General features: G+C 63.6%; 16 protein-coding genes and 2 pseudogenes. 4 read left to right on the top strand and 14 right to left on the bottom strand.

Annotation, left to right across the window (positions count from 1 at the left end):
* Positions 1 to 225: 225 nt before the first annotated feature.
* From ACFXN1_RS33705 to ACFXN1_RS33715, 3 genes are all read right to left on the bottom strand, one after another.
* Positions 226 to 627: a nuclear transport factor 2 family protein gene (locus ACFXN1_RS33705; protein WP_379441449.1), complete on the bottom strand. Its 402-nt coding sequence runs from the start codon at positions 625 to 627 to the stop codon at positions 226 to 228.
* Positions 627 to 1,823, bottom strand: a complete 1,197-nt coding sequence (locus ACFXN1_RS33710; protein ID WP_379463753.1) for an acyl-CoA dehydrogenase family protein — start codon at positions 1,821 to 1,823, stop codon at positions 627 to 629. The genes ACFXN1_RS33705 and ACFXN1_RS33710 overlap by 1 nt, the downstream gene beginning before the upstream one ends.
* A gap of 136 nt (positions 1,824 to 1,959) precedes the next feature.
* Positions 1,960 to 3,453 carry a carotenoid oxygenase family protein gene (locus ACFXN1_RS33715; RefSeq protein WP_379441451.1) on the bottom strand — a complete coding sequence of 498 codons (1,494 nt, stop codon included), beginning with the start codon at positions 3,451 to 3,453 and terminating at the stop codon, positions 1,960 to 1,962.
* A gap of 343 nt (positions 3,454 to 3,796) precedes the next feature.
* On the opposite strand from ACFXN1_RS33715, the pseudogene ACFXN1_RS33720 reads away from it, so the two are divergent.
* A pseudogene (locus ACFXN1_RS33720) lies at positions 3,797 to 4,268 on the top strand (IS256 family transposase); the annotation flags it as partial.
* 1 nt (position 4,269) lies between these two features.
* Here ACFXN1_RS33720 and ACFXN1_RS33725 read toward each other — a convergent pair.
* Complete coding sequence (locus ACFXN1_RS33725) at positions 4,270 to 4,845, bottom strand: TetR/AcrR family transcriptional regulator (protein ID WP_379441453.1); 576 nt, start codon at positions 4,843 to 4,845, stop codon at positions 4,270 to 4,272.
* Positions 4,846 to 4,984: 139 nt separating this feature from the next.
* Entirely contained in the window at positions 4,985 to 5,815 is an 831-nt protein-coding gene (locus ACFXN1_RS33730) for a tyrosine-protein phosphatase (RefSeq protein WP_379441463.1), read from the bottom strand.
* 322 nt (positions 5,816 to 6,137) lie between these two features.
* Here ACFXN1_RS33730 and ACFXN1_RS33735 point away from each other — a divergent pair, with 322 nt between their 5' ends.
* On the top strand, positions 6,138 to 6,779 hold the full coding sequence (locus ACFXN1_RS33735) for a TetR/AcrR family transcriptional regulator (RefSeq protein WP_379441454.1): 642 nt from the start codon (positions 6,138 to 6,140) through the stop codon (positions 6,777 to 6,779).
* Between the two features lie 108 nt (positions 6,780 to 6,887).
* Here ACFXN1_RS33735 and ACFXN1_RS33740 read toward each other — a convergent pair whose 3' ends face one another.
* Positions 6,888 to 8,015, bottom strand: a complete 1,128-nt coding sequence (locus tag ACFXN1_RS33740; RefSeq protein WP_379441456.1) for a spirocyclase AveC family protein — start codon at positions 8,013 to 8,015, stop codon at positions 6,888 to 6,890.
* A 124-nt stretch (positions 8,016 to 8,139) separates the two neighbouring features.
* On the opposite strand from ACFXN1_RS33740, the gene ACFXN1_RS33745 reads away from it, so the two are divergent.
* Positions 8,140 to 9,717 carry a phytoene desaturase family protein gene (locus ACFXN1_RS33745; protein ID WP_379441457.1) on the top strand — a complete coding sequence of 526 codons (1,578 nt, stop codon included), beginning with the start codon at positions 8,140 to 8,142 and terminating at the stop codon, positions 9,715 to 9,717.
* Positions 9,718 to 9,985: 268 nt separating this feature from the next.
* Here ACFXN1_RS33745 and ACFXN1_RS33750 read toward each other — a convergent pair.
* The 6 genes and pseudogenes from ACFXN1_RS33750 to ACFXN1_RS33775 all read right to left on the bottom strand — a co-directional run.
* A pseudogene (locus tag ACFXN1_RS33750) lies at positions 9,986 to 10,396 on the bottom strand (transposase); the annotation flags it as partial.
* Positions 10,397 to 10,691: 295 nt separating this feature from the next.
* Positions 10,692 to 11,864, bottom strand: coding sequence for an acyl-CoA dehydrogenase family protein (locus ACFXN1_RS33755; RefSeq protein WP_379441458.1), 1,173 nt, complete (start codon positions 11,862 to 11,864; stop codon positions 10,692 to 10,694).
* A gap of 235 nt (positions 11,865 to 12,099) precedes the next feature.
* Positions 12,100 to 13,710 (bottom strand): AMP-binding protein, encoded by a 1,611-nt coding sequence (locus tag ACFXN1_RS33760; protein WP_379441465.1) that lies wholly within the window; start codon positions 13,708 to 13,710, stop codon positions 12,100 to 12,102.
* A gap of 13 nt (positions 13,711 to 13,723) precedes the next feature.
* Positions 13,724 to 15,298 carry a phytoene desaturase family protein gene (locus tag ACFXN1_RS33765; RefSeq protein WP_379444982.1) on the bottom strand — a complete coding sequence of 525 codons (1,575 nt, stop codon included), beginning with the start codon at positions 15,296 to 15,298 and terminating at the stop codon, positions 13,724 to 13,726.
* 221 nt (positions 15,299 to 15,519) lie between these two features.
* Entirely contained in the window at positions 15,520 to 16,710 is a 1,191-nt protein-coding gene (locus ACFXN1_RS33770) for an acyl-CoA dehydrogenase family protein (protein WP_379444984.1), read from the bottom strand.
* Positions 16,711 to 16,964: 254 nt separating this feature from the next.
* Positions 16,965 to 17,129, bottom strand: coding sequence for a hypothetical protein (locus ACFXN1_RS33775; RefSeq protein ID WP_379444985.1), 165 nt, complete (start codon positions 17,127 to 17,129; stop codon positions 16,965 to 16,967).
* 321 nt (positions 17,130 to 17,450) lie between these two features.
* Here ACFXN1_RS33775 and ACFXN1_RS33780 point away from each other — a divergent pair, with 321 nt between their 5' ends.
* Positions 17,451 to 18,083 carry a TetR/AcrR family transcriptional regulator gene (locus ACFXN1_RS33780; RefSeq protein WP_379444986.1) on the top strand — a complete coding sequence of 211 codons (633 nt, stop codon included), beginning with the start codon at positions 17,451 to 17,453 and terminating at the stop codon, positions 18,081 to 18,083.
* Positions 18,084 to 18,225: 142 nt separating this feature from the next.
* Here the strand turns inward: ACFXN1_RS33780 and ACFXN1_RS33785 are convergent, their stop codons facing one another.
* Both ACFXN1_RS33785 and ACFXN1_RS33790 read right to left on the bottom strand, forming a co-directional pair.
* Positions 18,226 to 18,990 (bottom strand): hypothetical protein, encoded by a 765-nt coding sequence (locus ACFXN1_RS33785; RefSeq protein WP_379444988.1) that lies wholly within the window; start codon positions 18,988 to 18,990, stop codon positions 18,226 to 18,228.
* 59 nt (positions 18,991 to 19,049) lie between these two features.
* Positions 19,050 to 20,216, bottom strand: coding sequence for a spirocyclase AveC family protein (locus tag ACFXN1_RS33790; protein ID WP_379444989.1), 1,167 nt, complete (start codon positions 20,214 to 20,216; stop codon positions 19,050 to 19,052).
* Between the last annotated feature and the right edge of the window lie 47 nt (positions 20,217 to 20,263).

Below are 20,263 nucleotides of genomic sequence, written 5' to 3' on the forward strand. Positions count from 1 at the left end.
GGGTCGTCCCTTCTGCGCCTCGGCGGGCGGCAATTGGCGCCGAGGTCATGACACCGGCTGGCACAACCGCTTCAGATCCTCGCCTCGTGCAGTTATGCCAGCCTTTGCTGGTACTCGATGATGGTTCGATCCCTCGAGCGCGAGTGGTTGTCCTGCCAGGTTTTCTCCCTCGGCAGGACAACCGCGTCCATGTCGGCCGCCCGTCACAGGACAACCCGAGCCGCGTTATTTGTGAAGCACGCCATCGGCGTACAGCGAGTCCATGTACTCGCGGATCTCGAGCACTTTGCCCTCGCGAAACACGAACACCAAGCAGTAACTGTTCACATAGTCTCGATGCTTCGACGTTCGCGCGCGGCCGATGAACTCGATCGCAACCGTCGGCTCATCGACGTGCACCGCATGGATGTCGACCTCGAGCCCCTCAGGGAACCCGGCAGGGAAGACACGGCGCATGAAGCCCTCGATGGCAGTCCTGTCCTTGACGCCGGAGATCCGCGGCCAGGATCCAGGGATAGTCCATCGGGCATCCTCGTCGAGGTGATCGAGAAACTCGTCTACGCGCTCGACATCCACGAGTGATTCGAGCACCGCGATCGCGGACGCCCTCAAATCGCCGCCCTGCATCACGAATTCCGTGTCTGCGAGAATCGGCGATCCGGGAACAGCATCGATGCCACGCTGTTACGGAGCACCGCCGGCGCCCCACCGGCGACCACACTGCTGATTGCATCACGGTGGATCCGCTGAATCGGATAGTCGAGAGTCACCCCGTATCCACCGTGCAACTCCAAACTGCTCATCGTGACTTCTGTCATGATCTTGCTGCCGTGCAACTTCGCCACCGTAACGTCGTGCGCATCCGGGAACCGGCCTTCCCGAGCCGTAGCACCCGCTCGATACGCCAGCAGACGTTGCGCCTCGATCTTGACCCACATGTCCGCGATGCTGTGATACACCGACTGGAACTCGATGATGGGGCGGCCGAAGGACTGTCGGGTCTGCGCGAACGTCACCGCTTCGTCGTAGGCCGCTTCCGAGATGCCCAGACACAGCGCCGAGTTGTGCAGCCGCTCCATATTGAAGGCCGACATCAGCCAGCCGAATTGCCCGGCACCCACGATCAGGTTCTCCGCCGGCACCCGAACGTTCTCGAACCGGACGTCACCGTGCGGAATGCCGCGGTCACCGACGAACTCCGGACCGGGCGTCGAGGTCACCCCCGCGCGATCGGCCTCGATGACAAGCGCGCCAACACCTTTCGCTCCGGGGATGCCGTCGAAGCGCACGAAAGTCGCGTAGAGCTCATTGACCCCGGAGCCGGTGATGAAGGCCTTGGAACCGTTGACGACGTACTCGTCGCCGTCCAGAACCGCGGTCGCCTCGAGATGGGTGAGATCGGAGCCGTGCTCAGGCTCGGTCAACGCGATCGCACAGCCGAGGTCCCCGCGGACAACCTGCGGCAGATACTTCTTGCGGACGCCCTCATGACCCAACAGGATCATCGAAGCGCCGGGGCCCGTAGTGCAGAACAGCGGCTCCGGACCGATCCAGGTTTGGCCGGCACGGAGAATCGACGACACGGCAATGACATAGTCCAGGGCGCTACCACCTTGCCCGCCGTACTCGGTCGGCATCGTCAGGCCGAGCAGTCCCGCCTCGCGCATGCGGGCACACACCTCACGGTAGGGCGCGTAATTGTCCTTGTCCCACCGAGCGCCATCCTCACGCAACTCGCGCCCGACTGCGAGCGCCTTCTCCCGCAACGCCTCCTGATCGGCGTTCAGAGTGAACATCGCACCCCACTCATCGACAGAGGTCACGAGACACCTGCCTCGGTGTTGGTACCTGACGGCTGCCAGTACTCGGTTGCCTTCATGATTTGTCGAGACCTTTCTTATGGATGGCTTCTGGATACCGGCCTTGCCGGCCGGCGCTGAGTGAGCGGCGTCCGCAGGCTCAGCGGAAGTCTTTCCAGTGACCGTGCGGCGTCCAACCGAGCGCGAAAGGAAGCTCGATGCGACAGATCGGCCCCTTGGTGATGTCATAGGTATCGAAGATCTGGAATTCCCCGCGATTCTCAGCCCACCACGACACCGGAACGATGACGTATCCGTCGCCCTCGGCCGAGTCCTTTTCCCGGGGAACGAAGGTCGACTCCAACACGGCCGCCGGCTGGTCGTGCCGGATCTCGTACACCTGTTCGCTCAGGCTGTGCATGTCGGTGACCACCAGGCTGTTCATCGACATGGCGCCGCGTTTGATCCGGCCGCCCACCTGGAAGCCCCACCGATAACCCTTGCCGTAGAACCGTTCGTCGACCTTGGGGAGTTCGGACGGGCGGTCGGAGAGCTGTTCGGAACGCGAGGCCCCGGTCTCGAGGTCGATCGTCCAGCGGCCCAGGTGGCTCTTGGAAATGCTGAAGAACAGGGCAACGTCGTCGCCCTCGGCGAAATCGTGCTCGAACGGGAACGGCGGCCGGTTGAAGATCGGCCCGTCCAGGGTCAGGGTATTGCCTTGTACGTTCGCGCTCATCGTGTGCATGATGTACTGCGGTTCGAGATCGGTTGTGATCCAGCGGATCTCGCCCTGCAGGTTGTGGCGCGGGATGAGCGCCAGCACAATCGGCAGGTTGGTCTCCCAGCCGAAGACGCCCAGTCCCTTCTCGATGCGCTTGGGGCTCGCGGTGAACGGCTGGAACGGCATGACGACCCATTCCGGTGTCAGCCAGATGTCGTGGGCGACAGAGTTGTACGGGCCATCCCAGATATCCCGCGACTCGACCAGGCCGGACGGATGCACGAAGTGCATCGTCAGGTAGGGCTGTTCGTCGCGATAGGTCCAGCCGTACAGGACACCGGTGTCGGGATCCCACTTCGGGTGCGCCGTGAAACTCGCATCACCGAAGGCGGACTTGCCATGGAAACCCCCACTGAGCTGTGGTGACCAATTCACGACGCCCTTCGTCTCCAGGGTGATGGGATCCAGCGCGATCGGCGGGCCACCCTGCTCCCCCGCGGCGACCATGTCACCCGCGAACGGGAACACGTTCACGTTGTTGGTCCCCTGCGGAACTCCCTGGTTGTACTGATCACGACGCACACAGCCCCACCCGAAGTCGCGCCAGTCGCCGAAGTCGCCGTCGCTCAATTCGAACATCCCGCGCCGGTACTTCTCTTCGAGCAGGTATTTGGGGGTGCGGACCCAGCGGTTCCGGAAGTCGGCCCGGCCGTTGTCGAACACCAGGCCCTGGATCATGCCGTCCATGCCGAGCACCGGATTGTTGCCTTGACGCGTCGGCCGCTTCCAGGTCGGCCCGGCCCGGTAGAAGCCGCCGGCGAGATCCTTCGGTATCTCCCCGTGCGTGACGATGCACTCCTCGATCGTGGCCTCGAAACGCATCGGACGGAACGGGCCACGAAGCGAAGTCTCGTCAGGAATCGGATAACCCATCGCAATCTCCTTCTCGGGTCAGGGTGGCGGGACACCGGAACGCATCCGGTCGAATCAGGGCACTGCAGGGCGCCTCCCGACCTCAGCGTAGCAAGAGAATCGATGATTTGTGAATGATCGTTTCCATAGAGTTGAAATATATGTCTTGAGCTGGCTATTTGCCTAAATCAAGTTACGTATGCGAGCGAATGATCACTCTCACTGGGAGCTCGCTGGCGGATCTGGCGCCACTGAATCCGCGGCGACACGGCCGCTGGCGCAACCCCGGCTTCACGTAGACCGACGGTCATGCCAGCGCGGCGAGTCGGTTGCAGTCCTCGGTCAAGGTGCACCGATGGCCGCAGGGTTGTCGACGAGCGGGACCGCCGCCTCCACATCGGGCCTCTCGCCCACGTCGATCCCTCGGCCCACCCGCCAGTGGCAGGACCAAGCGAAAACGTTTGCAGCCCGGGATCTTTCGAAAATGGACGATGTCCTACCCGTGGATGAACGGTATCCACCCGAAGGTCCGGTTGGAGCACGAGAAAATGCCCGCGCTGGTGATGATCGGCGTCCGCCCACGGCGACTGCAAAGAACTGGTCGCGGGCATGAGCGGCGGCTACCGCGAATCAGCCGAGCCGCGGACCGATCTGCCGCCGCAACGGCATGATCGCTCGTATTCTGGCCGCCGGTGACGGCGCGCTGGGATACTCGACCGCGCTGCGGGAGATGCTCCGCACGCGCGGGAGCAGCGCTACTTGCGCCACAAGCAGGCCGGTGTGTTTGCCGCGCCGCCGAATCGGCGCATCCGGGCGTGCTCGTGCCAATGCCGGACTTCAGCCGGGGACATGCGCCGAGTTGGCGACACGCAGTGTGGCCAAGCCGGCGAGAGCGATACCGGCGAGGATCGCCTCGACGTCAGGCGATACCGCCCCCGTGCGCGGCCGCCAGCTGTCGGACATGAGCAGCGCCCATACACCTCTGATGGCCGTGATCAGATCTTCCCGCGTGTGTCCTGGGTAGCACCGATCGAGGCAGCTGACCCATCGGTCGGTATAGAGATGTTGCCTTCTCTGGAAGCTCCGCAGATAAGTACCCGAAAGTGCACGCACATCGAGCGCCCAGATGGCCGCGAGCCGGTAGTTCTCGGCTGCGAACCGAACATGCGCCCGGACCAGAACCTCCAGGTCCTGCTGTGGATCATCCAGCGGTTGACCGACCGTCATCAGGAGCAGGTCCGCCACCTGATCGAACAGCATTCCGAGGATCTCGTCCTTGCTTCCGAAATGGCGGTAGATGGCCGATCCCGTAACGCCTGCGCGCTTACCGATCTCCGCCACTCCGACACCGTGGAACCCCCGCTCGTAGAACAGGCCCTCGGCAGCCTTCAGAATCTGCTCGTCCCGCTTCATTCTGTGATCATATGTTCACAAGTCCAGGTCAGGCGTGTCGCACCGAACACCCGCCTGACCTGCAGATGATGTCACTCTTGCGACCATGAAGAACGCTGGTTCACATGAGACCACCGTGCCGAGTCCGGCATCGCAATCGTCAGACCGTCAGTTTGCTCTTCAGCAGGTCGAGCGTCGTCTGACCGAGGCCGAGCCCATCCTTCAGATACCCGTCCATGCCGCCGAACTGCCGTGTCGCCTGATCGAACCCGGCCTGCAGAGCTTCCGGGAAGACGCCCATCGCGATTCGCATACCTTCACCGCGCACAGTGCCGTATCTGTCGGCGGTGGCACGGGCTGTCGCGTCTATCGAGGCAGCGGAGTATTGGTTGGTCAGCAGATAGTTGCTCATGATGTCCTGCTGCGAGACGCCCGCCACCGTCAGCAATAACGCCGATGCCCAGCCGGTGCGGTCCTTGCCCGACGTGCAATGCACCACCACCGGCCCGTCGGCCTCAGCGATGTCGGTGAGCAGTGTGGCGAATTCGCGCCGCTGGCTCTCGTTCGCCACGAAGTCACGGTTTGCATCGCTCAACATCGCCCGTGCCGAATCGGAGGTGATCGTGGTCAGGTCGACCGAGGCCGCCGAGGAGGCATCGCCGAGGATGTCGACCCTCACGTATTTCGCACCCAACGGAACCTTGTCCGGCTTGGCCTCGACCTCCTTGGTCGTTCTGAGGTCGTACACCGCACGGATGCCGAGCGTACTCAGGGTGGCGAGATCGGAGGCGTTGGGAGACAACGCGTTCGAGCGGTAGACAACACCGAGCCGGGCACTTCTACCGCTGCCGGTCCGGTAACCGCGCGCCGGGCCGGCGAGGTCACGAAAATTGTCGACCGACATCAGTTTCGGCGTCGACGCAACAGCCGTCGCCGACTCCGAGGTAGCCGTTGCGCCGACGACGTGATTCGCGCCATCGGTCGACACCATCACCACACCCAGTTGTTTCCTTCAGCGGACAGGAAGCTGCGCACCCCGACCTGCACCACCGAATCCGACTGCTGCAGAACCAACGCGGGCCACAGGCAATCGTTCCAAGCCGAGATGAACACCACTGCTGGTTGCGACCACCGCGAAGGTGTTGAGCACCATCTTCCCGTTACCCGGGGAGCAGCGATGGCGGGCACAGCGATCGGTCTGTCCCCGTCGGGATCGATCGGGACGAGATTTCAGCAATCGTGGCGCGTCCATTGCCTTCGTTCGCCGACCTGCGTTGACGCCCACGACCTGAGCACGACCCGGGTGGCATAGCATGTCCGCCGTGGAACCGAGTCCCTCACGGCGTGAGCGTAAGCGCCAGCGCGTTCGAGAGGATCTGCTGAGATCGGCACGAACCTTGATCGCGGACCTGGGCGAGGCCAACATCAGGGTCACCGATGTCACGGAGATGAGTGACGTGGGGCAGGGATCGTTCTACTCCCATTTCGAGAGCAAGCAGGCACTGATCGCCGCTGTGATCGACGAGGCGGGCACCTCGATCGCGACGGCCATCGGAGACGTCGTGGACGGCATCGAGGATCCGGCCGCGGCGTTGGTCGAATGGGCGGAGCGCCTCGTCGGAGTGTGTTTCAGCGACCCCGACCTGGCATCGTTGCTGGTTCAGCTCGATGATGCGGATGCTCGTTTCGAGCGACTGGTGCGCCCACGCCTGGAACCCCTGGTGGACCGTGGGATCGAGAACGGGCGCTTCGACTGCCCCGATCGCGACACGTGGGTGCACACCCTGGTTGCCATCATCCTTGCCACCGTCCGATCCCTCGTGGAGGGCAATGCCGGCCCGAACGCTGCGTCGCTGTGTGCGGAAGCGGTTCTTCGCCTCGTCGGGATCCCGCGAGACCAGGCACGGGACTTGGTCCGGTCGGGGATGCGTCCTGATGCATCCCCGACCGTCTGACGGAGCCCAGCTCGGCGGACGGCACATCGCTCGGCCGTCTGAGCCATGGCCCGTCCCTGTCGAGTCGGGGCGGGTTGTTGCTAGTGGAGGGAACGCGCGCATACCGCCTCAGCGATCGAACGGAACCTGTTTGGGAATCGTGGCTCCCTCGGGGAGGACAACCCTCCCGTCGGGGGTGACGTACGCGCCACCGTTGCGAATGTTCGGCACGCCTGGACCTGGGCAGGCGCGGTCGGTCCCGTCGCCGCACAGACCGTTGGTGAAGTAGGAACGGCTCACGAAATCCTTGTTCCACTCGGTCGAATGCAGGCCGACCCACGTGTGCGGAAGGTTGTAGCAGACGAAGAAGATCGCGTTGACGGCACCGACCGTGCTCAGTGCGCGGACCAGGAGCCGGGAGCGCTCGCCGAGGCGCAGGCGATCGGCGCCACGTTCGGTCACCAGCTGCCCTCGGTCGTCGGTGAAGAACCGCAACGCCGCCACCAGGGTGAATGCTGCGCTCGCGCAGAGCGCCTCGTGGATCGGAAACGCGAAGTAGCGGTCTCCGAAGATCTTCCAGTGCCCGCCGGCGTACTCCCAGACACCGAACGGCATGAACACCATTCCTTCGATCACGATGTCGACGAAGAACATGACCACGAAACAGACCGCAAGCATGCCCAGCTTGCCTATGCCCGGCCATCGCGTCGATAGCCGTCGAAGCAGCGCGCAGCCCACGGCGGTCGAGATCGCGAAGACGTAAACGTACGCGCCGCAGACGATGAGGAACGGCTCCACGAGCATGCGGCTCGGTTCGCCGAAGGACAGCCAACCCGGCACCGAGTTCACCCAAGACCCTCGGTTGAAGGCCCAGCTGTTGTAGGTGAACCAATGCCCTCCGTACGCCGACATCGGATCCTGGAACCACATCGTGCAGGTCGCGAGGATGATGAGCCCGTCGGCAGCCACGCGTCGCTCGCGCCGCCATGGGCGGATCACCGTCCGGTAGACGAGCAGCAGCGCCACCGGGATCGAACAGATCTGAAACGCCATGATCGCGACCTTCATGTAGGTCGGGACCGGCGTCGGTCCGGTAGGTACCAGTTCGAAGTACGGTCCCGTGACCCACCGGATGATGACGAAGGCGGTGACGGCGAGGTACACGGCGCCGAGCACGGCCCACCACACGACAGGTCTAGCCGTTCGCGAAGGGGGGGCAACGGTGGCGGATCCGGATCCCGGCACAACTGCAGTCATGGAAGTCCTCCTCGGCTGGGCCGCGCGCGGGATGCGCCGGCCCGCTGGATTTCTCAGTGAGAGTTATGGAAAACTCGAATGGTCAGTCGAAATTGAATCATCATTCTGGTTTGGAGGCTAGCGAATGCCCGAGCAGGTGTGGGACTACATCGTGATCGGCGGCGGCCACAATGGCCTCAGCGCCGCGTGCACCCTGGCCGCCAGCGGCGCGTCGGTGGTGGTCGTTGAGCAGCGGCCGATTCTCGGCGGTCTGGCCAACAGTCACCCCTACCTGCCCGACGCGCCCGAACATCTGCTGAGTCTCGGTGCCATGGATGACCTGTTCATGTCGAGCACCAGCCTCAGCAGCGACCTCGGGTTGGCCCGGTATGGCCACATGACTTCGGCGCCGGACGCCCCCTACGGATGGATCGGCGACGATGGCGCCACCTTGCTGCTGTTCCGAAACTTCCAGCGGACCCTCTCCGAAGTGGCGCGGTACTCGGCCAAGGACGCCCGGACCTACGCCGACCTGCGTCCCGCTCTCGACTGGCTCATCGACGTTCAGAACATGCTGATGGTGCGTCCGCCTTCCGAGCTACCGAAACTCGCGCTGGCCCGGCAGCTGCTGCGGCTGGCGCCGAGCCGGCAAACACGACGCTGGCTGGGCCGGATGTTCTCCTCCACCCTGGTGGAGTTCATCGCCGACACCTTCGAGGGTGACGAACTGCGATCGCTGTTGACGTACTGGGCCAGCATGATCGGCCCCATCGACATGGACGGCGGTGGCTATTTCTGCGTCGGCCTGGCGGCAGTGCACCGCGAACCCGGAATTCAACGTCCCCGCGGCGGTATGGGGAGCGTGGTCAAGGCATTCGCCGCCCACCTGACCGACCATGGGGGCCGCATCATCACCGACATGCCTGTGCAGCGGGTCATCGTCGGTCCCGCCGGGGCCGAAGGCGTGACGTTGGCCGACGGCTCGGAGCTCACCGCGCGCAAGGGCGTCCTTGCAGCCGTACCGCCGCAGATCGCCTACGGACGGCTCCTCGACGACTCTGTGCTGGACTCGGCGACGAAGGCGAAGGTCTCGATGCTGCCCGCCAGCGCCAACAACGTGGCCTTCTTCAAGATCGACATCGCCACGTCGTCACGCGTGGAGTTCACGGCCGCCAACCAGGCCCGCCGCGCCGTCGACGGGTTCGACGTGGGATCGACCTCGCTGATGACCGGGACCTTCGACGACCAGATTCGGCAGCTGCAGGCGATGCGTGTCGGTGACAGCCTGGACGTGCCACCGATCTACATGTCGATCCTCTCGCGCCATGACCCCTCTCAGGCACCAGCCGGCCAGGATGTGGTGTATCTGTGTGCCGACGTGCCCTCAGAGACCCGACACGGGTGGGCCGACTCCAAGAAGTGGTACGAGAAGGCGGTCTCGTCCGCGGCCGAGCACCACCTGACGGGTCTCGACAGCGAGATCGGCCGAATCGTCACCAGCCCAGCGGATTTCGAGGCCGACTACGGAACACCCGGCGGCCAGTACTTCCACGTCGACATGACCCCGCTGCGGTTCGGGGTCAACCGGCCGGCTCGCGGCCTCGGCGGCCACACCAGTCCAGTGCCGCGATACTTCCTCGCCGCCGCCGGAGCCCACCCCGGCGGCGGAGTCAGCGGATGGGCCGGCCGCCTCGCCGCGCAGACCGCACTCACCCATGCATGAAGGGCGCCAGAAGTCGGATCTCACCCTGGGACGTCGCAACCGGCGGTCAACTGCTCCCTGGCGACCCAAAGTACGACGTCCTCGCACTGACGCGAGAAGGTGTGTCGCACGAGCGCCTTCGAAACTCTGCACCCTGTCGAACCCGGTCAGCGGGCGCACCATCGGCGATGCACGACAACGGCCCGCGAGGGTCCGAGTGCCTGCACGATTCGCATCCCGTTGACCCACCCGGCTATCGACGCAAACCACCTGAACAAGGTATTCCGTAAGGTTCCCAGCGGCGGGCGGGATGCTCGGCGTAGCCGAGCATCCCCATCAAAGCGGTGAGTTCGCATGCGCGGCAGACGATTTCGATCCAAAGCTGATTCTGGTCGAAGCGGCGCAGGGGCAGGTTGGTCAAACCTGTGTCCTTGGCGGCGCGGATTCGGTCCTCGCAGCGGGCGCGACGGCGATGACGTGGTTCCAGGTCGGGCAGCTGCCCGTGCGGGTGTTGGTGGCGAATGCGGTCACGGTCGGTGAATCACAACTGAGCGCCCGGGTGTGGACGTTCCTTTCTGACGATGACGCGCATCCCGGCGGGCCGGCCGGACAACTCGATCAGCCCGGTCAGCTCGGCCACCCATGCGCCCTCACGAACTCTCCCGTCGGCGTCGTAGGCCGCAGTCCAGGCGCTATCGGGACGAGATCGACTGCGGCGGCGCTGGTTTCGGACAGGCCGAACCCATCGGACCCAGCCGGGCATAGTTCCGTCATCGCGGACGGCCGCCGACTGCTCACCGGCCTTGCCACGCGTTCAAGGCCCAGCGCCCAGCGCTGGGCCTTGGCCCGACTATTGCCTCGCTCAGTGACGTAGCGGTGATGACCCGAACCGCGGTGATCGGCGACCCGCATGTCTGGTTGACCGCTGCGGCGGCCCAGCGGCTCGCCCTGCACCCGGCGCGCCCGGATCCAATGATCAATGACCGCGCAGATAATCAGCTCGGCCGGGTTTGGGGGAACCGTCGCCCGGGAAACAAGCCTGCCGCAATCGTGTTGCGCAACACTGCAGGCGAGCCCCCCGCGACCACGTTGCTGACGGCGTCACGGTGGATGCGCTGAATCGGATAATCCAGAGTGGCGCCGTAGCCACCGTGCAGTTCGAGGCTTTGCAGCGTCACCTGCGGTCCCATCGTTGCTCCGAACAGTTTGGCGATCGTCACCGCCTGCGCATCCGGGTAGCGGCCGTCGACCGCCGACGCGGCAGCCCGGTAGGACAGCAATCGGTGGGCCTCGATGTTTGTCCACATATTCGCCAACGTGTGGTAGACGGACTGGAACTCGATGACGGGTCGTCCGAACGCCTCCCGCTGCTGCACGAAAGCAGCGGCTTCGTCGTAGGCGGCCTCGGCCGAGCCGAGCCAGAACGCGCAGTTGTGCATCCGCTCCATATTGAAGGCCGACATCAGGCGGGAGAATTGTCCGGGACCGAAGAGGAGATTCTCCACGGGCACGCGGGCATCGTCGAAATGCACATCGCCGTGCGGGATTCCGCGGTCGCCGACGAACCGGGGCCCACGTTCCACCCGAACACCCGGATGGCCGTCTTCGACGAGCACGGCGCCGATGCCCTTGGCACCCGGTATGCCATCGAATCGGACGAAGACCGCGTGCAGATCGTTCACCACCGCACCGGTCACAAAGTTTTTGCTTCCCCGCAGCACGAACTCGTCGCCGACCCGGGTCGCGCTCGTCTCGAGATGGGTCAGATCGGAACCGTGCAGGGGCTCGGTCAGGGCAATATTGCAGCCGCGGCGGCCGGTGACGACGGACTCCAGATACTTCTGCCGAGCCGTCTCCTCACCGAGCAGCAGCATCGACGGCCCCGGACCGCTGGTGCAGAACAGCGCCTCACAGCACAGCCAGTTCCGGGAGGCGCGGAAGATCGCCGCGGCACTGATGAAGTAGTCCAGCGCGGTCAATCCCTGGCCACCGAACTCGGTCGGCATGCTGATGCCGAAGAAACCGAGTTCGCCCATTCGGTCCACGATCTTGCGGTACGGTGCCGCGTCGTCGAGGTCCCACCGCACCCCTTCCTCACGGAACTCCAGGCCGGCCTGGAAGGCGCGCTCTTGCAACGCTTCCTGTTCGGGTGTGAGTGTCAGGTCCATAGTGGTGTTGCTCCCGCTTCTACTCGGTTTTCCAGCGCCAACGTCAGGCGGTGCCGCATGCGTCGGCGATACATTGCGCCCGGCCCAAGCCGGCTGACGCGGGCACCGGCGGCAGGCTCGGGATATCTGCCCCCAATACCACCGCGCCTGCCGCAGCTCTGGTCAAGACTTCCTTTTTGAGTTTCGCCGCCGAACATTCGCCGACGCCGACGTCATCGGCAGTCGCGCCTCGCGGTCACCGCCGGTCGGCCGCGGCGACAGTCAGGCCGAGCTTTGTGAAGTCCCAGACGCCGTCTCCGTTGGGCCGCTCGCGCAGCTGGTGCTTCATTACGCGATTCATGGCGTTCACGGGAAGACTGTCCAGGATTTCGATATAGCGTGGGATCGCGAAATACGGCAGCTCCGTCCGGAAGAATTCGAACAGACCCTCAGGTGTCATCGACGTGTCCGGCTTCAGCACAATGCACGCCTTGATCTCGTCCTCGGTGGTCTCCGCCGGAACCCCGTGCACAGCCACGTCCGCCACCTCGGGAATGCGCCGGCTGGCATTCTCCAATTCCAGACTGGAAACGTTCTCGCCCTTGCGACGCAAGGCATCCGACTTGCGATCGACGAAAGCGATCTGGCCGCTCGGCAGGCGCCGGGCGAAGTCGCCGGTGTGATACCAGAGACCCTGGAACGACTTCAGCGTGGCGGTCGCATTGTCCCAATACCCGTCGAATATGGCGAATCTCGCCCTGGGGCGCAGGCAGATTTCGCCGACCTCGCCGTCCGGGGCGAACGTGAGATCGTCGCGCAGCAGCGCAACTTCCAAGTCGGGAGCCGCCACCCCGCAGCCGGCCCGGTCGCGCGGCGCTGAGATCGGGTTCACCGTGACCGGCATGCATTCGGTCTGACCGTATACCTCGGTCCACGGCTCGATCCCGAACCGTTCCCGGAAGCGCTCCTGGTCTGCCGGAGCCAGCGGGGCGACCATCATCGCGCGAATCCGGTGCGCCCGGTCCCCCGGCCCCGGGGGCGTGCTGAGCAGTGCGAGACTCATCGCGCCGACCCCCAGCACGACGGTGGCGCCCGCTGCTGTGGCGTCGGACAGAAACGTCTTGACACTGAACGAAGGGGCGTAGTGCACCGGGATACCCATGATCAAGGCGCTGATCAGCATGAAGATGCCGCCACTGAGATGAAACATCGGCAACGGCGCGAACAGCGAGTCGTCCTCGGTCAACTCGAGGCCATGGATCGCGACCCGGCCGACCCTGGCGTAATAGCCGTGTGGCAAGACGCAACCCTTGGGGTAGCCGGTGGTGCCCGACGTGTACAGAATCGACATCGGGTCATCAGGGGAGACATGCATTTCCGGCGGCGTCCCGGCACCGGACGCGACAACATCGTACGGAAGCACCTCGACGCCGGAGAGCGGGCCATCCGATGGCAACGAATCCAGCGCCACGATCAGCCGGAGGTCGGGCAGGAGCTCGAGCAGCGGCTCGACCGCGGAGTATCCTGCGCTGTCCAGGACCACCACAGCAGCGCGGGAATCCGCGAGCTGATGGCGCAGGAAATCGCCTTTGAGGAATGCGTTGAGCGGGACTTGGATCGCCCCGAGTTTCGCCAGACCGAAATACGCCTCGATGAACTCGATGCGATTGGGCATCAGCAGGGCCACCCGATCGCCTTTACCGACGCCGTGTGCGGCGAATCCGGCGGCCACCTCGTCCGTCCGTCGATCCAACTCCGCGAAGGTGTATCCCTTCCCGGCAACATAGCAATACGGCCGATCCGGATACGCGCTCGCCCGGTGGCGGAGCAGCTGACCGATAACCTGCTCCTGGCCTGCTGATGACATCGATTCTCCTGAATTAGTTCTCGTGCTTCACTGCTTCGAAGGCGGCAAGCCGCCCGCACCACCCGTTGACCGTCCCGCCGGGGTGCGAACCCGCACCCGCGAGATAGAGCCCGGCAACCGGTGTGACGTAACCGCCCAGCCCACGCGCCGGGCGATTGACACCCAGGCGCAGCGGGGTCATGTCGACGTGGAAATAGCAGCCCTTCGGCGTGCTGAACCGGTCCTCGAAATCCTTCGGCGTGTGGACCACGCGGCCGATCTCGGCATCGAGCCCGTCGAGGAAACGCTGCGCCGACTTGACGATCGTCTGCGTGTAGACGTCCCTGTTGGCTTCCCAACCGCCGACCGGGTCGGCCGGCACGTTGGCATGCAGGTACAGCACGTCCTGTCCGGGCGGAGCAATCGTCGGGTCGGCGGCCGACAGCACCGCCATGTACACCGGCGGATTGTCGACGGCGACACCGAGTTTCGTGGCCTTCAGCGAGGCCATGTGCTCCTCCAGCGTGCCGGTCATCAACGTGGTGCGGCGCACGTCGACCTTGTCCGGTCGTTTGGCCGCCGCGGTGGGAAAGTCGACTCGGCCGCGAACCGCGAAGTCGATCTTGAAGGAGGCGACATTGACCGAATTCGCCGGAATCATCGCGACCTTGTTACGCGTCTCGCGATCCAGGACGCCGTCGGGCAGCAGCGGGCCCAGCGCGACCTGCGGAGCGCAGTTGGCCAGCACTCCATGTCGCGATCGCAACTCCGAGCCGTCGACCAGCCGAACACCGACGGCCCGGCCGCCCTCGACCAGAATCTGCTCGACCTTGGAGTCGAGCCGAATCTCCCCGCCATGGCTGCGCACCTTCGATGCGAACGCGTTCATCAGCCCGGTCATGCCACCGCGCGGACGCAGCACCCCCTGCTTGCGATGCAGGGCGTGATACGCCATGAGGAACATCCCAGTGCTGTCGAGATCGGCCGGTCCGATCATCGACGTCCAATACGCCCACAGCCCACGCATCGCATCACTGTCGAAAGTCTCCGAGATCATCTCGAAAACCGACAGCGTCAGCATCTTGCCCAGCATCGAGCGGGCTTTGCGGTCGGGCGCGAGTTTCAATGCCAGCTTGGCGAGATCGCGCTTGCCCAGCGCCGACGGGTGCCGCGGGCTCAACTGGTCGACCAGATCCATGATCAGGTCCAGGACCGGCCGCAGCTCGGCGTAGGTCTGCGCGTCCTTGCGCGAGAACCGGCGAATCTCACTCAGCGTCCGGTCGAAGTCGCGGAACAGCAGCAACGTGTCGCCGTCCTCGTTGATCCAGCCGTAGGGTGCCTCCAGTGGAATCGGCTCGTAGCCGTGGCGTTCCAGTCCGAGCTCGCGAGCCAACGGCGTCTGCGCCATGAACATGTCGTCCATTGCGCCGACACTGAGCAGATGATCCGGGGCCTCCGGCACCCACGGCACACTCGCCGAGAGGCCGCCCAGGAACGGCAACTGGTCCACGACCAGCACCGAACGGCCCTGCTCGCCCAGCGTGCAAGCGGCGCTGAGGCCGTTGTGGCCGGCACCCACCACGATGTAATCCCACTCGATGGCGGTCATACTTCAACTCCTGTCGATGCGTTCGCGCCAGCGGCGCGCTGAAACCAATTCGTTTGTGACAGTCCGCAACTCACGCCATTTGATCGAAGGTCACAGCTCTCGAACCGTGGTACGAAACCCGGCCTGCTGCAGGCGATAGGCAGCTGTGGTGCCGGCGATACGGCCGCCGATCACCGCGGCAGTGCGGTGCTGCAGGAAGGCCATGCGACGGTCGGTCTCACTCAGCGGGCACGCAGGCCCAGAGTTCCGGAAATGATCTCGCGCTGGATCTCGTTCGTTCCCGCCCAGATCGGTGTCACCAGGGCTCGCCGTACATGGCCCTCCATGTCGAATTCCGTCGCGTATCCGTAGCCGCCCATCATCTGCATGCCTTCCAGCGCCACACGCTTGGCGGTTTCGGAGGTCTTCACCTTCGCCATCGACGTCAGACGAGCGAGTTCGGTGCTGGTGCCACGGCCGGCGTCGACGCTCGCCGCGACGTTATAGGTGATCAACCGGGAGCACTCGACCTCGATCGCGAGGTCGGCAATGCGGTGCGTCAATGCCTGGAAGGTGCCGATTGCTCGTCCGAACTGCTTGCGCTGCTTGACGTAGTCCACCAGATCGGCGAGTGCGCGCTGCGCAATGCCGAGTGCATGGGCCGCTCCGATCAAGCGTTCACCATTCAGACCGGCCATCACCTGCGGCCACGCCCTGCCGACCTCTCCGACGACCTTGCCTTCGGGAACGAAGACATCGCGGAAGAACAGATCGTTCACTTCACGCCCGGCCATCGTGTCGATTCCTCGGATGTCGAGACCGTCCGCGTCCGCCGGAACCTCGAGCATCGTGAGTCCTGCGTGCGGCGACTCCTCCCGACTGGTGCGAGCGACGAGCAGGATGCGATCGGCGAGATGCGCGCCGGTGCACCACGTCTTCTGCCCGTTGATCAGGAACCCACCGTCCTGCGCCTTGGCCGAGCATGAAATGTTCCCGACATCGGAGCCGGCCTCCGGTTCCGAGATCGAAATCGACATCACGCGGCCCCGCGAGATCGCTCCCAGGACATCGCGCTTCTGCGCCTCCGAACCGTAGCGCTCGTAGCAACCGGCAACTGTGCCGCTGGCTCCGGCTGCGAAGACCGGCGCCATTCCGCGCTGGATCTCTTCATGGAAGATGCACTGATCGACGAGCGTCCCGCCGGATCCACCGTATTCCTCGGGGATCGAAACGCCGACCCAGCCGAGCTGTGCCATCTTCTCGTATAGGGCTTGATTGTGGTTCTCGGTGCCACCCCCGGTCAGCGCCTCACGCTGTTCATGGGTGCCGCACTCACGCCGACAGAAGTCGCGAATCACATCCTGGAATGCACGCTGATCGTCGGTGAAGGAAAATCCCTGACCAAAGGCACTCGTAGGGATGGTGGCGGACATTTACTCTCCGATCGGTTGAATGATGAACGGTCGACGCACCCCACGTCGATCCTGCGCCGAGCGTTACTGAGATATTTTATCTCAAAAGTCAACGATCGTTAACCCCTTGATAGTTTGGACCCTGGTCCGATAAGCTATCCTGCCCGAGCAGGGGTACAACTCATGCGAAAACGCGTATTATCGGCAGCGCCGGCCCGAAAGTCCCCTCACTCATGCACCGATTGCTTCCCGCGGGCGTTTTGCGTGCAAGCAATTCAGTGAGAGCTTCCCACGCCGGAAATTAATCGCGGCATAGTCACGGCACTCATGCGCACGGTGAGAAATTCGACCATGAAGTCGACCAGCACCTTCACACCGAAGGTCTGCAGGATGAGACGTACGGCCCCGCGAGCAGGATGCTTGCGGCGCTGTCGCGCCATGCATCGCAACCCGGCCCAGCCACCGAGACCCACCGAGCCCGATACCGACCATGACCTCGACACAAAGGACGAGGGTCCGATACCACTCGGGGTCCAGTTCGCGGCCGAACTTCGGCTCGAAATCTCCGCTCATGATCCGGTCGGTCCAGGTATACGCGATCAGGGCAGGCCAGGTCGCACCGTGAACAATCCAGATCCTCGCGATGGTCGCCTGATTGCCCCGGGGAGCAGGGGGATCGCGGATAAGCAGAGGGTGACGTCACGGCCATGACAGGACCATAACATGTCTGCGAACAGACAAGTAGTGCTTAGGATGGAAGAATGACTGCGAATGCCGCCCAGGCCTCCCGCCGCACCCAGGCCGAACGCGTCGCCGAGTCGTCGCGCCGACTCATCGATGCTGCGATCGAGCTGATTTCCGAGCAGGGCTTCGAGCGGACCACTGCGGCCGAGATCGGCGAGCGCGCGGGCTACAGCCGCAATATGGTGCGCGACCGCTACGGCAGCAAAGAGGCCGTGCTCAAGATTCTGCTCGAGAACGAGATCGCGGAGCGCCTTCTGCCCAGGCTACGCCGCGAGCGACCGGGCACCGGATTGGACTTGACCCTCGGTCATCTCGACGATCTCCTCCACGGGGTGGAGACAGCACCGGACAATATGCGAGCCATGGTGGTGCTGAGCTTCGAGGCCACTGCGGGGCCGATCGCGAGCATCCGAGACTGGTATGCAGAGCTGATTCCCAGGTTTCAAGCCGAGATGGCCGAGCACATAGCCCTCGGGCAACGTGATGGCTCCATCCGTACCGACCTCGATCCGCAGCGGGAAGCGGAAGTCTACGTGTCCTACGGCATCGGACTCTGCTTCCGCTGGGTCATGTTCCGCGACGCGTTCGATTTCCCGGCGGAGATCAACGCCTGGCGCGCCCGCCTGGCACGCGACTACGCAGCAGAGTAGGTGCGACGCCGAGGTGGTCGCTGCGCCGAGGGCACCTCGCGATCGAGCCCAGCTCGGTCGCGAGGTTCCGACTTTCGCGCTGACAGCTCGGAGATCGATACGTCGAGTCGTTTCAGCGATAAGTCCGCCCGACGGCCGGGGCCTAACTCAGCTCGGCGAGTCTGCGCTCCAAAATAATCAACCTTCGAGCGATATCATCCTCGGCAGACTCGACTTCCGCGTCGGCAGCCTGGCGCTTTATCGCCTCGGCCGTGAAGACCGTGGTCACAATGAGCCAGATGAATGCCGTGGATGCGGGGATCCAGAACCCCAAAATACCGTTCCACGCGAGCGGGCCATGTTTGAAGAAAATTATCAGATCTGCCGGGATGAGCAAGAAGCCGGCACTGAGCTGAAAGTAGCCGAACCAGCGCGGATAGATGGGTTCGGGACGCTTGTCCAGCAAAGTGAGTATCCCGAGCGCAAATGCCTGAAATGCCCCCGTCGAGATTATTCCCAGCCACGGAAGCCACGCAAGGTCGTTGAACTGCCGAATAAGTTCCGGCGCGCTGTCCGGACGGAAAGCCGCAACAGCCCAGAACATCGACGGATAAATGAACTCTATGACGATACAGCCTTGCGCAGCAAACCAAGAATAGGTCAGCGGCGAAAAGCGGCCCTCAATTCTCTTCATTTGCACCGTGACAGCCCCACCCCACGGTAGCAGGAGAGCAGCGGACAGCATGCACAGCAACATGCCCAGCCGAATCCCCAGGGTGTTCGCCCGGAACATCTCGGCGATCTCGTCCGGCCCGGCAGCCGGACTCGGTGGCGGTACAAATCCGGCGAGAAATACAAAGCCGATCATGAACACAACAATGAACACATAGAGTGAATATACGCAGGCCAACTGTAGTCTGATATTCATTGCACCATCCTTGGGATATAGCTGCTGAGCAGAATCGCACACCTGCCGTCCCGCATTTCTCACCGCTGATATGGGAACGACGGTCCCACGTGTGTCCCGGGCGGGACAACGAGATTTCCGTTCGCGTCCAGATACGCGGAGCCACCGTCTCGATTGCTGTTGTCGTTGCGCGGGATCGGAATGCCGGGACCGGGACACGCCCGATTGACGCTCGCACCGCAGAGGTGGTCGGTGAGATAGGAGCGTTCTTGAACATCCTTCGGCCATTCACTGGAGTGAAGGCCCATCCATGTATTGGGCAGATTATAGGTACAGAAGAAGATGACGTGCGCGATGCCGGCCGTCGCCAGTGCGCGAAGCAAGGTCTTCTTCACTTGCGATCCGCCGATTTCTTCGATACCCCGCTCGGACACCATTTGCCCATGGTCATTCGTAAAGTATCTGAGAGCGGCCCACCCCGTGAAAAGAAGGCCGGTCGTCAGCGCTTCACTGAGCGGGAAGGCGTGGTAGGTACCTTCGAACAGTGCAAGATGTGCGCCGGGGTAGGACCAAGCCCCCATCGGCTCGAACACAATTCCCTCGAATACGACATCGAAGAGCACCATCACGGGATAAGTAATTACCAGCAGTCCGAAAGTTCCGATTCGCGGCATGCGAGACCGCGCTGTTCGCATGACCCAGCCGCCGAGCGCGACCGTGAGCATGAAGATGCACACATATGCACCGGGAATCACAAGCAAAGGATAAGCCTGCTCCTGCCCAGGCTTTCCGAACGCCAGCGAACCGGGGACGCTGTGCAGCCAGGAGCCTTTGTTGAACAGCCAGGAGTTATATGTGAACCAATGTCCTGCGTAGGATGAGATCGGATCCCAGAAGAACAGCGTGGCAAATGCGATGACCAGTATGCCGTCCGCACCGATGCGCCGGTCCTGCAGCCAGGGTCGGACCACGAACCAGCAAATCAACCCCAGCTCGCCGAGCGGCAGGATGATCTGCATTGCTACCAAGCAGATTTTCATCCACGCCGGAGGGTCACTCGGCCCACTCGGCGTGGTTGTGAAATACGGGCTGGTCATCCATCTGATGAACACGAATCCGACAGCGGCGAGGATGAGCGCCCCGACTGTCGCCCATGCCTTCACCGGCACGATCTGACGCGGTCGTGGATCGTCGTTCCGAGGCGAGATCGATGGTCGGTCGACGGGACTGGACATGGTTTCTTTCACGGTAATTCACCACAATTCCGCTGGCTGCGAGCTATGATCCGGTTTTG

It is taken from the genome of Nocardia sp. NPDC059154 (assembly GCF_042755705.1).
In the GTDB taxonomy this organism is placed as follows: Bacteria; Actinomycetota; Actinomycetes; order Mycobacteriales; family Mycobacteriaceae; genus Nocardia.